Source organism: Burkholderia sp. Ax-1719 (genome assembly GCF_011753055.1).
In the GTDB taxonomy this organism is placed as follows: domain Bacteria; phylum Pseudomonadota; class Gammaproteobacteria; order Burkholderiales; family Burkholderiaceae; genus Paraburkholderia.
On record NZ_VWWJ01000006.1, the window covers coordinates 1 to 13232 of the forward strand.

General features: G+C 64.3%; 11 protein-coding genes and 1 pseudogene. 3 read left to right on the plus strand and 9 right to left on the minus strand.

Annotated elements, in window-relative coordinates; all coding sequences use genetic code 11:
* The 7 genes and pseudogenes from F3J17_RS13385 to F3J17_RS36245 all read right to left on the minus strand — a co-directional run.
* Positions 1-301 (minus strand): annotated as a pseudogene (locus tag F3J17_RS13385) (hypothetical protein); the annotation flags it as partial.
* 194 nt (positions 302-495) lie between these two features.
* Positions 496-1356, minus strand: a complete 861-nt coding sequence (locus tag F3J17_RS13390; protein ID WP_167058862.1) for a peptidase C39 — start codon at positions 1354-1356, stop codon at positions 496-498.
* 14 nt (positions 1357-1370) lie between these two features.
* Positions 1371-2057, minus strand: a complete 687-nt coding sequence (locus F3J17_RS13395; RefSeq protein WP_167059685.1) for a C39 family peptidase — start codon at positions 2055-2057, stop codon at positions 1371-1373.
* 127 nt (positions 2058-2184) lie between these two features.
* Positions 2185-3771, minus strand: a complete 1587-nt coding sequence (locus F3J17_RS13400) for a hypothetical protein (protein WP_167058865.1) — start codon at positions 3769-3771, stop codon at positions 2185-2187.
* 27 nt (positions 3772-3798) lie between these two features.
* Positions 3799-4410: a hypothetical protein gene (locus F3J17_RS13405; RefSeq protein WP_167058868.1), complete on the minus strand. Its 612-nt coding sequence runs from the start codon at positions 4408-4410 to the stop codon at positions 3799-3801.
* Positions 4407-4919 (minus strand): hypothetical protein, encoded by a 513-nt coding sequence (locus F3J17_RS13410; RefSeq protein ID WP_240160967.1) that lies wholly within the window; start codon positions 4917-4919, stop codon positions 4407-4409. The genes F3J17_RS13405 and F3J17_RS13410 overlap by 4 nt, the downstream gene beginning before the upstream one ends.
* Positions 4920-5038: 119 nt before the next feature.
* Positions 5039-5602 (minus strand): hypothetical protein, encoded by a 564-nt coding sequence (locus F3J17_RS36245; protein WP_240160968.1) that lies wholly within the window; start codon positions 5600-5602, stop codon positions 5039-5041.
* Between the two features lie 584 nt (positions 5603-6186).
* On the opposite strand from F3J17_RS36245, the gene F3J17_RS13420 reads away from it, so the two are divergent.
* Entirely contained in the window at positions 6187-7578 is a 1392-nt protein-coding gene (locus tag F3J17_RS13420) for a sigma-54 dependent transcriptional regulator (RefSeq protein WP_167058870.1), read from the plus strand.
* Between the two features lie 778 nt (positions 7579-8356).
* Entirely contained in the window at positions 8357-9328 is a 972-nt protein-coding gene (locus F3J17_RS13425) for a thymidylate synthase (protein ID WP_167058873.1), read from the plus strand.
* 109 nt (positions 9329-9437) lie between these two features.
* Here the strand turns inward: F3J17_RS13425 and F3J17_RS13430 are convergent, their stop codons facing one another.
* Together F3J17_RS13430 and F3J17_RS13435 are read right to left on the minus strand one after the other, a co-directional pair.
* A complete protein-coding gene (locus tag F3J17_RS13430; protein ID WP_167058876.1) occupies positions 9438-11939 on the minus strand; it encodes a DUF6600 domain-containing protein in 2502 nt (833 codons plus the stop codon).
* A 213-nt stretch (positions 11940-12152) separates the two neighbouring features.
* The gene (locus F3J17_RS13435; protein ID WP_167058879.1) at positions 12153-12866 is read right to left on the minus strand and encodes a helix-turn-helix transcriptional regulator; all 714 of its coding nucleotides are present in this window, start codon (positions 12864-12866) and stop codon (positions 12153-12155) included.
* 165 nt (positions 12867-13031) lie between these two features.
* Between F3J17_RS13435 and F3J17_RS36470 the strand changes: the two genes are divergently transcribed.
* Entirely contained in the window at positions 13032-13166 is a 135-nt protein-coding gene (locus tag F3J17_RS36470; RefSeq protein ID WP_275692904.1) for a hypothetical protein, read from the plus strand.
* The last annotated feature ends 66 nt before the right edge of the window (positions 13167-13232 follow it).

The following is a 13232-nucleotide window of genomic DNA, read 5'->3' on the forward strand; positions in this document are numbered from 1 at the left end:
GCAGGCCGTCCGCGCCAGGCTGCTCGGCGACGCTCGTGCCGGAGGCGGCGTCGGGCGCACCGGCGCCCGGCATGCCGCGTCCGCGCTGCGACATTTCCAGGTTGGTGACCTGGCGTTCGAGCGACTGGATCTGGCGTTGCTGCTCGTCGACCACACGCATGAGCGTGTTGAGCCGGTCTTCCAGCGATTGTCCCTGCAGTGCCTGCGCGTTGGCATTGTGCGCGAGCGAGAAAAGCAGGACTGCTGTCGGAATGGCAGCCAGCCGCAGTTGCGGCACTGCCGTCTTGAATATCGTGTTCATTTTTTCTTCCCCCGGATCGAAATCGCACGCTTCACCGAGCCCCCTGGCCCCGTACCCGCGCACGTCGATGCACCTCCTCGATACGTCACGCAGGGCCTCGGCCTGCGTGTACTGGTCTCCCTCTTCGGTCTCCTTCTGGTTTTCTGGCAGCCGCCCATGGCGGTGGGCGGCGTGTCAGGGGTTGGCGGTGGTTGTCAGCGGATGTTGCGCAGAGCCTGTAGTACGCCGGCCTGCCGGATCATTTGCGCGCTCATCTGCTGCGTCTGCAGGCTGAGCGACAACTGATTGGCGACCTGCTGGTTATTCCCCGCGACCTGGAGCAGCTGGGCGATCGAGCCCGCCTGCGCCGTGTTGCTCGGCATGATGTTTTGTGTGGCAATGCCGGCGGGCGTTTGCAACGTGACGCTGATGCCGTTACCGCCGAAGGCGATGCCGGCGCGGATGGTGCCGTTGGCGTTCGACGCCGATGCGCTCGGCGTATTGGCGACATTCGCGAGACTCGCGCCGCTGCCGCTGCTATTGGTGTAATCGATAGACGCGGCGTTGGAGCCGACGTTGTTATTGCCGGCCACCTGGGTCACCTGCGAGACGCCGTTGACGGAGACGTTCTGGCCGCCCGTCGCCGTGTTGGACGGCGCGGCGCCGCTGTTGGCCGTGGTCGTGCCGCCCGCGACAGGGTCGGTGACCTTGGCGCTGGTCTGCACGCTGGCGCTCAGCTGGTTGACGGTGTTGGTCACGACCGTGAGCGCGCCCTGGGCGGTGGCGGTAGCGCCGTTGGGGAGGTTCCATTGCGAGATGACGTTCAGGACGACCCCTGAAATCATGTCGCTGCCGGCGTATTTGCCGGTTTGATGCGCGAGCACGTCGTCATCGACGGGTTCGCAGTGCACGGGTTGGGCGTCGGAGCCGCCCGCGGCAGCGAGAAAGGCGGGTGTCAACGGTTGCGGAGGCTGCGTGGCGGCAAGGCTCTCGGCGGCGCACGCACCGTTCGAATAAGCGCAGGCGAGCGCGCAGATACCTGCAGCGATGCCAGTCTGTGAGAGGTTGCGATTCATGACTCTTGTGTACTTCAGAACATGACGGCCTTGTCGAGGCCGTATTCGAAGAAGGGAGTCGCAGCCGTGCCATTTTGCAAAGCGTTCTCGCGCAGCTTCAGCGCAAGCGACTCGTTGTTCTGCAACAGCGGAGAGTCCTCCAGGAACGGTTTGCCGAGCACCGCGAAGACGAGACCATTCCAGGTCTTCGCAAAGTCGTCCTCAGCAACAATCCGGTTACCGAGTGCAGGGTCCGCGATAAAGATGCGGCCGTTCTCGGCGTGTTTGACAATCACGAAATGCTCGTAGCCATCGATATTCATCAGCACGAGCACGGGAATCTGCAGGTGATACAGGGCGTCCGTATTGACGCGGAAGCCGCGCCCGCGCAGACCGATCGTTTCGACGAATTTCTTCATGTCGAGCATGGAGAAGCCATTCTTCACGACCACTTCGGGCGTGGAGTACACCATCATCCGGCGGATCAGTTCCGGTTCGGGGATGTCGATGCCGTAGCCATACTTGAGCAGCGTTGCAAGCGCGGCGGCGCCGCAGCTGTAGTCGTATTGCTGGCTGACGATGCTGCTGTACCGGATATCGCGCATCGAGCGCAGCGGCAGCTTGATCGGCACGCCGACCAGATGCGTTGCGTCGATCATCGATTGCGCGCGGACAGGCATGAAAGCCGCGGTGGCGACGAGCGCCAGCGCGACAGCACACATCCTTGACGCCGGGGACGATACGAGCCCGGACATGGTGGTCTCCTGCTTCTGGTTTGCGCACCGGCCGCGTGTGGCGGCGGCCGGTGCATCTAGGTACAGCCCTGGTTTGCTTCTACTTGCGGACTGCTTAGTGGCCGTTGCTGATTGCTGCGATGGCCATGCCGTTGTGTTGCAGGTTGCCGATACCGCCGGCGATGTTCACGCCGATGTTGCCGCTTGCGCCAGCCAGTGCGCCGGAGCCGAGGCTAGCCGTACCCTGGAACTGGCCCGAAGCCGACATTGCTGCGTCCTGCACGTTGTTGTCGGTTGCGACCATCGCCGTCGTCTTGGCGGTGCCTGCGTTGCTGGCGGTCGTCACGGAGCCGGCGAGGCTGTTGTTCTGTGCGTTGCCGATACCCGACGCGACGTTCACGCCCACGTTGCCCGAGACGCTGGCGAGCGAGCCATCACCCACCGACGCATTCAGGTTGAAGTTTTTCACGCTGGCGCTGCCACCAGAAGCTTGAGTGTTGAAGATCTGAGCGTTACCGAACACATTGCCCACATCAACCGACGCGAGCGCAACGTTGTTGCTCTGAGCGTTGTTGATACCTTCGGCAATGTTCACGCCCAGGTTGCCCGTCACACCCGTTGCTGCGTTGCTGCCCGTGGTGGCGTTCAGCGTGCCGGCGACTTGCGTGTCGATGTGCTGCGTGACCGAACCGGTCGTCGTTTCGTTGACCGTGTTCAGCGAGTCGCTCACGCTATAGCCCCACGACTTGCTTTCTTCCGTCGCCTTGGCGTACGAGTGAGCTTCGTTCTTCGTGCTCGAGCTCGATTCGCCATACGAGTGGTTGTACGTCTTGCTCGAGTTGCTGGCCTTCGAGCTCGTACCGTTCTCGTAGGCCGACACGGCTGCGCTGCCCGTGCCGTCAGCGTAGGCGGTGTTCGCGTTCGTCTTGTTGCTGCTTGAGCTCTTGTTGTCCGTCGACGTCCAGGCCACACCCTTCGACGTGTTGTCCGTGTCGTTGTGCGAGTTGGTCTTCGTGTGCGACGTGGCTTCGTTGCCGGCGATCGCGATGCCTGCCGTGCCGTTGGCCAGGTTGCCGCTGCTATTCGTCGTCACTTGCACGGCTGCGCTGCCATTGCCGCTTTGCGACTTCGTCGACGTGTTGTTGCCCGTGCTGCTGTAAGCCGTTGCAACGCCCTTGTCGCCCGTGTCGGTGTGCATGCTGGACGAGGTCGAGTTGCTGGTGTTGCCGCTATCCGTGGCGACGTGGTAGTCACCCGAGATGCCGGCGTTGTAGGTCTTCGCAAAGGCCTTGTTGCTGGCCGACGTCGTCGACGTGGACGATGCGACGTTGTGCGTCTTCGTCGACGAGCTCGACGATGCCGACTGGTCAGCCGTGGCATACGACGAGTTCGAGTAGGTCGAGTTCGTGCCCGTGCCGTTCACGCTCCACGTGTTGTTGTCGTACGTGGTCTTCACGTTGCCGGTCACATAGCTTTGTGCCTGCGGCGTGAGCGTGCCGCCCGACGTCGTTTGCGTGTTGTTGATGACGGCGCCTGCGGTGCTCGAGACGGCCACGCAGCCATACAGGCTGACCCAGCCTTCGATGCCAACCTGTTCGCCGACTGCCGTGTAGTTGAACAGGTAAGCCGAGTTCGGGGTGACTGCAAACGCCGAACCGGTTGCCGTTGCGAGGACTGCCGCTGCGATGAGGGTGCGCTTCATGTTTCGCTCCGATACTTGAGTGGTCAGTTAGAAAAGAGTGCCCGCCGGGGGACGGAGCACAAAACTGTTCGCCGTTGCATTACCGGCACCGGCCGTCTGGTTCACCTGCACGAGACCCGTTGCATTCCTGAAGGACACACCGTCGATGCGTACCTCACGAATGCCGCCTGCCTGGCCTGCCTGGTTTGCCGTGTTGCCGTTCTGAGCGGTGACCGCGGACAGTTCCCCGTCCGAGAGCATCGCCACTCCGAACGCCCCAGTGCCGATCTGGGCACTGTTGCGCTGGATATTGCCCACGCCTGCCGCCTGATTGATCATCATGGCGCCCGACGTGTTGTTGAATGCACCCGATCCGATGATCGCGCTGGCGTTACCGAGCCGCGCGCGGGTCGAGGTGCTTTGATCATCCAGACTCACATTTGCAATCGCACCGCCATTGGAGATGGTCAGCTGATTGCCTTGAGCGTTGTCGAGCCCAGCCGCTTCGTTCACGGTCAGTGCGCCGGTCGTCGAGGTCGCGGCGTTCGGCGCGATCACGGCGGTGGCGCCGACCGTGGCCTGCGCGTGTGCGCCGGTTGCGAGCGCAACGGAAGCGGTCGCAAGCGCGAGCGTGGCCAGAAGTTTGGGACGACGAATCATTTCACTCCTCCGATGGAACCGAGCGCGCTGGTGAGCGGCGCAAGGGCACCGGTCACGGTGCTGGAAATCGTGTTGCCGATGCCGCCAACCACCGAGGCGCTGCCGCCGGCGCCGAGCGCGCCGTTCGAGCCGCCCGCCGGGCTGCCGACGAGAATCCGGTTGATCGCCTGCACGCCTGCCGCTTCGCCGGCCATCGCGCCGCTCGTGTTCACACCCGAGTTGCCGCGGGCGTTGGTCAGATCCGTATCGTTGACGAGCGTCGCCATGGCCGGATCGAACGAATTCTTCGGGAACGTGGTAGCGCGCACGAGCACGGGATCCTGGCTCTTCGGCACACTGGCGAACGCGCTTCGCGGGGTGACGTCACGCTCGACGATGATGTCGCCGGGGTTCACCACCTGCTGCGCGCTGACACCTGCTGCGAACGCCGATGCGCACAAACCCATCAGGACTCCTGCGATCCGCGCGCAACGCCGGCGCACGCCTGGCGTCGTAAAGCGAGCTTTCATGTCGGTCTCCGTCTTGCCCCTCGGGGCGGCGACTTTGCTTCGCCGCTCCCGAACCGCGCCGCGTACGGCGCGGGTCCTGTATCTGGATTACTGCGTCTGGTTCACTGCGCGAATCTGTTTCACTTGCGGGTGTAGCTGGCGATGTTGCCTTGCGCCGCCTGGCCGCTATCCACCGGAATCGGCAGTGGCGCGGGCGGGGCGATTTCGTCCCAGAGCGTCACGCTGTTGCCGCCGCGCATCAGTTGCGGGGTGGCTGCTACCATCAACATGCCGACCGCGCCGCCGCGCTGATGCGAGAGCGTCTGGTCGTCGATCGAACCAACACCTGCCATCACCGGTTCGTCGCCAGCGGGGCCCGGATCGGCGGCAAGCGGCGCGGCGCTCAAGTTCGAGCTGGCGCTGCCGTTGTCCTGACTTGCGGACGCGCTCGTGTCGAGCGTCGCCGGTTGCATACCTGCATCAAGCGCAGGAGCCGCGACCGTTGCACTGACCGCAGTTGTTGCAGGAACGACATCGGCGTTCACGCTCGCCACGACGAAGGAGGCGCTGGCCGCATCCGTAGCGGTTTGCGCATACACCGACGGCGCGACAGCGAGGAGCGCAGCGGGAATCAGCACGGCCGCAACGGCGGTGGCGTGGCTGACTGTGTGGCTGAGCTTGGCGTTCGTACGAATGAGTCGCATGGCGTGTCTCCTGGTGCGAGGACATTTAGCGAAACGTGTGCCATGTCCCGCAAACCCTTGATGCGACGGGGGTCTCGATATTTTCTGCGGATTTTGAATTGCGGATATTCGAGAAAATGTTTCAGCGCTGAAACGTCGACCGCTTTAAACCCCTGGAATTCGTTTTGGAGTTTCAACGGAGAACGTTTGCGCGATTTTTGTGTTACGTAATGACGTTACGTAATGACCCCTGCGCGGGAATGGGGCGGATGCATGCGGTTGTAATGATTTTCTTCTTATGATTCAGGGTAAAACGCTAATGGAAACCTTTCCATCGTGCCCTTATCCATTCACGCCGCATATTTTCTATCCAACTCCCGGGCGCATATAGTAAGCTTCAGAAAAAGCGTAAAGCCGAAAACAAAAAGCCCAGCCATGGGCAAGTTGTTGACATACACACGTCGCAGCTCGGGGATTCACTGTCAGCAAATGCAATTGTGTCGTCTGGCCCCACGGTGCCGGACGCGCGGTGCGTTTGCTGCGTGTCTGTACATCAGGAGCGTGCCGTCATTCCGCAACGATGTGTTGGCAAGAGGATCTGAATAATGGAATCCGCAACGCGGCAGTTGGTTTACGTGACGCGCAGTCCCAACGAAGCGCTGAACGAGCGGTTCCACGAGCGCGGCTGGCAGGTGGAGATCGTGGGCAATGCCCGGGACGCGCGGCGTGCGCTGCGCGCCGGCATGCCCGCGGGCGGCCTGCTCGACCTGTCGAGCCAGTTTCATCTGCATGAGATCGGCTCGTTCGAGCCGTGTCTGACGCTGCCTAACGTAGGCTGGGTGGCCGCCACCACCACGGGCCAGTTGCAGGACGCCAATCTGCGCCGTCTGGTGCGCGATTACTGTTTCGATTACGTAACGGTGCCGTGGAGCGGCGAGCGCATCGTCGATTCCGTCGGTCACGCGTTCGGAATGGTTTCGCTGGTCGAAGCCGCCTCGAACGACACCACGGGCGGCACCGAAGGCGAAATGGTCGGTTCGTGCGAGGCGATGCTCGCCTTGTTCCGCTCGATCCGCAAGGTCGCCATGACCGACGCGCCGGTCTTCATCTCGGGCGAGTCGGGCACCGGCAAGGAACTCACGGCGGTCGCCATCCACGAACGCTCGTCGCGCCGCAGTGCGCCGTTCGTGCCGATCAATTGCGGCGCAATTCCGCCGCATCTGCTGCAATCCGAGCTGTTCGGTTACGAGCGCGGCGCCTTTACGGGCGCGAGCCAGCGCAAGATCGGCCGGGTGGAAGCGGCCAACGGCGGCACGCTGTTCCTCGACGAAATCGGCGACCTGCCGATGGAAAGCCAGGCGAGCCTGCTGCGGTTCCTGCAGGAAGGCAAGATCGAACGGCTGGGTGGCCATCAGTCGATGCCGGTCGATGTGCGCATCATTTCGGCGACCCACGTCGATATGCGCGCGGCCATGGTGGAAGGGCGTTTCCGGCAGGATCTGTATCACCGTCTGTGCGTGCTGCAGATCGACGAGCCGCCGCTGCGCGCGCGCGGCAAGGACATCGAGTTGCTTGCCCGCCATATGCTCGAACGTTTCAAGAAGGATGGCGCGCGCCGTCTGCGCGGCTTTTCGCCCGACGCCATCGCGGCGCTGCATAACTACAGCTGGCCCGGCAATGTGCGCGAACTGATTAACCGCGTGCGCCGCGCCATCGTCATGTCGGAAGGGCGCGCCATTACCGCGCGCGATCTGGAGCTGGGCGATTACGTCGAAGTCGTGCCGGTGTCGCTCGCGCAGGCGCGCGAAGCGGCCGAGCGTCAGGCGATCGAGCTGGCCTTGCTGCGCCATCGCGGGCGTCTGGGCGACGCGGCCCAGGAACTCGGTATTTCGCGTGTCACCCTGTACCGGCTGCTGTGCGCGCACGGCATGCGGCATATGGAAAGCGATCCGCTTGCGCCGCATCCGGGGGGACTGGTTTCGGGGGGCGGAGCCTGAACAGGCTTCGCAAGAGGGGGACCAAATAGCGGCCACACGTAATCCCGATCCGTGGCCGGCTAGACGTTGATGGCGTGTACGCGTTGATTGCGATCAGAGCGGTTTGAAGCGCTGACGAAGAGCCTGAAGAGGCCATGAGGGTGTCAGGGGTGCAAGCGTACTTGCGCGGGGGCGCGGGTTCGTGCGGGTGGCGGCTCGCGTGAGCGGGCCGCCTCATCCGCGAATGTCCCCGTCAAATCTGCCGGGCAATCCGGTATCCAGTTTCTCTTCGTTTATTCCCTATTTTATTTGCACACGAAAGACGCGCCGGCGCTTTATTAGCGTGCGCTGTTCTTTGCGCGCTATCTCTTCACTCGCGCATTGCATCCCGTCGATGCATTATTTTTCACCTCAATTCTCTTGCCTTAAAATTCGGTAGAGCCGAACGAATTGTAAGGTGATTGCCATTATGAGTAAAAAATTACGCCGAGGGATTTTGGCGATTAACGCCGCCGGCAATTTCAGCATTATTTTCCGTTTCAAATGCCATTCGATGCGCGATAGCGCTATCGAGCAAATGACGTTCCTATGCCTGTTGGGATGTTCCCGATTTATGTTCCGTAACGTCGTGCGTCTGGACTTAATTACGTTTTAGCTAAATTTGTTAAGCGCCATGCAATCTATCGCCGCGTTTGCGCGCCCGCGCAGGAAATGGCCCCCGATCAGCGACGCCCGGCTTGCTATAGAATCTCGCTTTTGAAGCCGCACGGGGCACTCGCACCCCGTTCAGGGACTCCGCATGAAACAGTATCTCGAGCTCGTCCGCTCGATTCTCGACACCGGCAGCTGGCAGGAAAACCGCACCGGCATCCGCACCATCAGCATGCCCGGCGCGATGCTGCGCTTCGACCTCCAGCAGGGCTTCCCGGCCGTAACGACCAAAAAGCTGGCGTTCAAGTCGGCTGTGGGCGAGCTGATTGGCTTCATGCGCGCCTCGCGCAGCGCGGCTGACTTCCGCGCACTGGGCTGCAAGGTCTGGGACGCGAACGCCAATGACAACGCCCAGTGGCTCGCCAACCCGTACCGTCAAGGCACGGACGATCTCGGCGACGTGTACGGCGTGCAGTGGCGCCAGTGGCCGGCCTACAAGGTGCTCGACGCAGGCGCGACGGCGCAGATCGCCGATGCGCAGTCGCGCGGTTACGCACGCGTGACGGAGTTCAGCGAAGACGGCCAGCCGAAGGTGCTGCTTTACAAGGCGATCGACCAGCTGCGCCAGTGCCTCGACACCATCATGAACAATCCCGCCGACCGTCGGATTCTGTTTCATGCGTGGAACCCGGCGGTGCTGGAAGAGATTGCGCTGCCTGCCTGTCACCTGCTTTATCAGTTCCTGCCGAACCCGGCGAAGCGCGAAATTTCGCTCTGCCTGTACATCCGCAGCAACGACGTGGGCCTGGGTACGCCGTTCAATCTGACCGAAGGCGCGGTGCTGCTGAGTCTGGTCGCGCGTCTGACGGGCTATACGCCGCGTTGGTTTACGTATTTCATCGGCGACGCGCATATCTACGAGAACCAGCTCGACATGCTCAACGAGCAACTGCGCCGCGAGCCGTTCGAGAGCCCGCGTCTGGAGATCGCCGATCGCGTGCCTGATTACGCGAAGACCGGCGTGTATGAGCCGGAGTGGCTGGAGAAGGTCGAGCCGTCGGACTTCTCGCTGGCCGGATACCGTCACCACGAACCGCTGACCGCGCCGATGGCGGTGTAACGTTTTTGATGCACTGAATGGAAAAGCCCGCGAACGGTGACGTTCGCGGGCTTTTGTTTTGCTGCCGGGCCTGGTGTCGACCCTTAGCGCCGACCCTTAGCGCCGACGCTTAACCATGATGGTGTTCGTCATGGTTGCCGGCCGCGTGTTCCTGCGGATGCGGCTGGGGTTGCGGGTGCGGTTCCGCGCGCGGCTGCGGTTGCGGCTGCGGGTGGAATTCCGCGTGCTGCTGAGGCTGCGGTTGCGGGCGCGGCTCCGGACGCGGTTCGGCGCGTGGCTGGGCTTGCGGCTGAGGATGGAATTCCTCGCGCGCCTGCTGCTGCGGGCGGGGTTCCGCGCGCGGCTGGGCTTGCGGTTGCGGATGGAATTCCTCACGCGGCTGCTGGGCCTGATGTTGAACCGGCGCTTGAGCCTGCGGCTGCGCTTCCGGCCGTTGCTCAGGACGCTGCTCCGGACGGGCCTGCGCTTCGACGCCGTGCTGCGGCTGCATCGCTTGCGGCATGTTGCCGTGCTCGGGCGCGCGCTGCGTCTCGGCTTCATGCGGCTGCTGCATCGCCTGAGCCTGCTGGCGGCCCGCTTCGTTCGCGCCCGGCTGGCCGCGCATCGCCATCGGCGTGTGGGCCTGGGTCCATTCGGGCTGATGCGCCTCGCCCTGCGGACCGCCTGCCTGCGGACGACCGTTCATCGCGGCCTGCGGCTGACCCGCTTCCGGATGGCCCGCAAACTGCGGCGGACGCGGCACGCCATGCGCCTCGTTCGGCTGCGCGCCGCTCGGAGCGTGGACATTCGCGGCCATCGCGCCAGCGCCCGGTGCGTAGTTCGGCTGGCCGTTCGGCTGACCGTGCTGCGCGAGCGGCGCATTCGCCTCGTTCGGACCATGCGGCGCGTTCTGCTGGGCCACGCCCGGCGCAGCATTGGGGCGACCGGCGTTGATCTCGGGCGAGTGGGGCGGCACGACGCGCACGTTCTGCTGCGGCCAGCCGCCATGCGACGCCGTCGAGAACGGCGCAAACGACGCATGCGCAGGCGCCGAAACGCGCACCACCGGCGCACCCGCACCCGGCACCGTGCCGCCGCCGTGCGCAAAACGTTGCGCGAGGTTGTCATGGAAGGCGGGCGGCGCAACCGGCGCGCGCGTCGCCACGACCTGACGCTGGTTCAGCGAGGCGGGCGGGCGATAGTCGGCGCGGCGCATGTTCGCACCGAAGCTGCCCTGAACCGGCGCAATGCTCGGCGTGCCCGGCTGGATGCGCGCGTTCTGCCATTGACGCGGATCGACGTGCTGGGCGAAGCGCGCGGTCGGCTGACCGTGCACGAAGGCCGTCGCGGGGACAGCCGTGACCGCGCCCGGCACGTGGTAATTGATATACGTGTTGTGAACGTTGATGTTCGTCACGTTGACGTTCGTGCGGTAGTTATTGACCACCACCGTCTGGTTCACGCGCTGATAGTAATGCGGGCTCCAGCCGCCCCAGCCCGGATGCCACGCTTCGCCCGGCCCGAGCGCAAACCACGCCACGCCTGCCGCCGCCGCGCCGCCAATCGCGAGATTCACACCCCAGTCGGCGCCGCCGCCACCGCCGCCCACGAAGGCGACCAGCGCGGGCGCATAGACGGGCGGCGCGCTTGCGACGATCGGGCCCGGCACCCATGCCCACGAATCGTCAACCTGCGCCCAGCGGCCATAGTGGTAAGGCGCGAAGCCCCACGGCGCATCGTCGACCCAGGTCCAGCCCCACGGCGCCTGCCACACCCAGTGGCCGTCGTGGTAAGGCGCCCAGCCGGTCGGTTCGGCGTTGGGCACCCACACCTCGCCGTACTGCGGGCTTTCGCGCCACGTGCCGTTGGCGTCCAGATCCTCGTACCCGGGAATGTCGCGAGAAACATAGCGCGCCGACACCGAACGGTCTTCAGCCTCATCGCGCGCGAGCGCCCACTGGTCGAAGGCATCGGGCGGCGGGGCGGCGACGCTGGCGACCTGTTGCAGCGCCGTGCCCGTGAAGCGGATCTGCTGGCCGGCCTGCATCGGCATCTGGCCGTTTTCGCCATAGACGGTCACGCTGCCGCTGCGCACGGTGACGGTGGTGGCGCTGCCGTCGGGCGCGACATCCACGCGATAGTCGCCGGGGCCGTTCAGGCCAAGCGCGAGATTCGGCGTATCGATTTCGTACGCGGTGCCGGCGGGCAGTGAGCGCACGCGTGTCGACAGCGTGCCTTGCGCGACCTTGAGCTGCGCGCTGGCGTCGTCGAGATTGAGGACGTCGAGGCTCGTTTGCGGACCCATGCGCACGGCCGTCGAGCCGATGTGCATTTCCGAGCGCGCGTTGCTGTCGTTCCAGAGCTGGTCGCCGGTGGTGAGCGGGCGGTTCAGCTGGGCGTAGGACCAGTCGGTCGCGCCTGCGGGTTCGGTGGTGACGTCACCGGCCATGTAATCGAGACGCGCCACGCGCGAGGGCGGATCGCCCGCGGGTGCGGCGCCCGGCGCGCCTTGCGGTGCGGACTGCGCGAGCGCATCGGTGCTGGCGAGGTTGAACGCGAAGGCGGCAAGGACGGCGCCGGCGATGAGCGTACGGCGAGCAAAGGTGTGGTGGCTATATTTAGTCGTTTTCACGGTGTGTTCTCCTGCGCGGTGCAGAGCATGACTTCCTGATGAAATATCGCGAAGCCATGTGGCGCACTTTATCCGCCGCGCGTGTTTCCGGGAGCACGGATTTGTTAAGGCCTATGCACCATATGTAACAGAACGTGTGATGTCGACCTGAAGCCGGTGTTTTCGAGGTGATTTGAAGGGAGTTGTTGGGTTTTTGTCAGGATATCGGGCGCTCTAAGGTCGTACGAAAGCGTCGAATTCGCGCTGTCCGAGCGGCGTGATGCGCAGCACGCGCGGGCGGCTAGTGCGCTCCACCCAACCGTTCGAGGTGAAGCGTTCGAGCAGCGCCGCGCCGAGCGCGCCGCCCAGATGCGGACGCCGTTCGCTCCAGTCGAGGCAGGTGCAGGCAAAACGCCGCCGCCGCGCACGCAGCGCGCCGAGATCGACGCCCCAGGCCGCCAGTCTGGCGACGCCAGCTTCGGTTGCTTCGAGATCGTCGCCTTCGAGCGCGAGCCATCCACCGTCGACGAGCCGGTCAAACACCTGGACCGCGACTTCGCCGGCCATGTGGTCGTAGCAGGTGCGCGCATGGCGCATCTCCAGCGGCACGGTGCGGGCGGGCCGCGTGACAGGCCGCAGCGGCGCGGTGGCGTGCGCGACGTTCATCAGCGCCTCGATGGTCTGGGCGATCTCGGGCGTGGCGATGCGGAAATAGCGATGCCGCCCGCGCACCTCGGCGGCGAGCATGCCGCCTTCGGTGAGCCGCGCGAGATGTGCGCTGGCGGCCGAAGGCGACAGGCCCGCGACCATCGTGAGTTCGCCGGCGGGACGGGCGCTGCCGTCCATGAGCGCCCAGAGCATGGCGGCGCGGCCGGGATCGGCTAGTAGCGCGGCGACGCGCGCGAGACCGGGGAAATGGCTGGATTCGTCGGCGGTGGGTAGCGGCATGATCGGCTCATTGCGTTACGTATTGCTCCACTCTAGCGAAACGCGGCATTCGACGTTTCAGCTTGCCGTGAAATGTCGCGTGCTGCCGGGGAAAGCGCGAGCGGCGGGGCGGCCGCGCTAGAATCAAGGCCTTTCCGAAGCACTCAGGTCGTGATGAACGCAGTCATGAAACGCATTCTGGCCCTTGCAGCGTTCACGCTGCTCTGCGCAGCCTGTGCCGGCGGTACGCCGTCGTCGAACAGCGCTAGCGGCATCACCATGTACGGCACGATCGACGAAGGCATCTCGGTCCATAAATAGCCGTGCGGCAACGCATCGCCTGCATAGGTGGCAGGAATTGATGGCAGATTGACGAGACTGCCACTG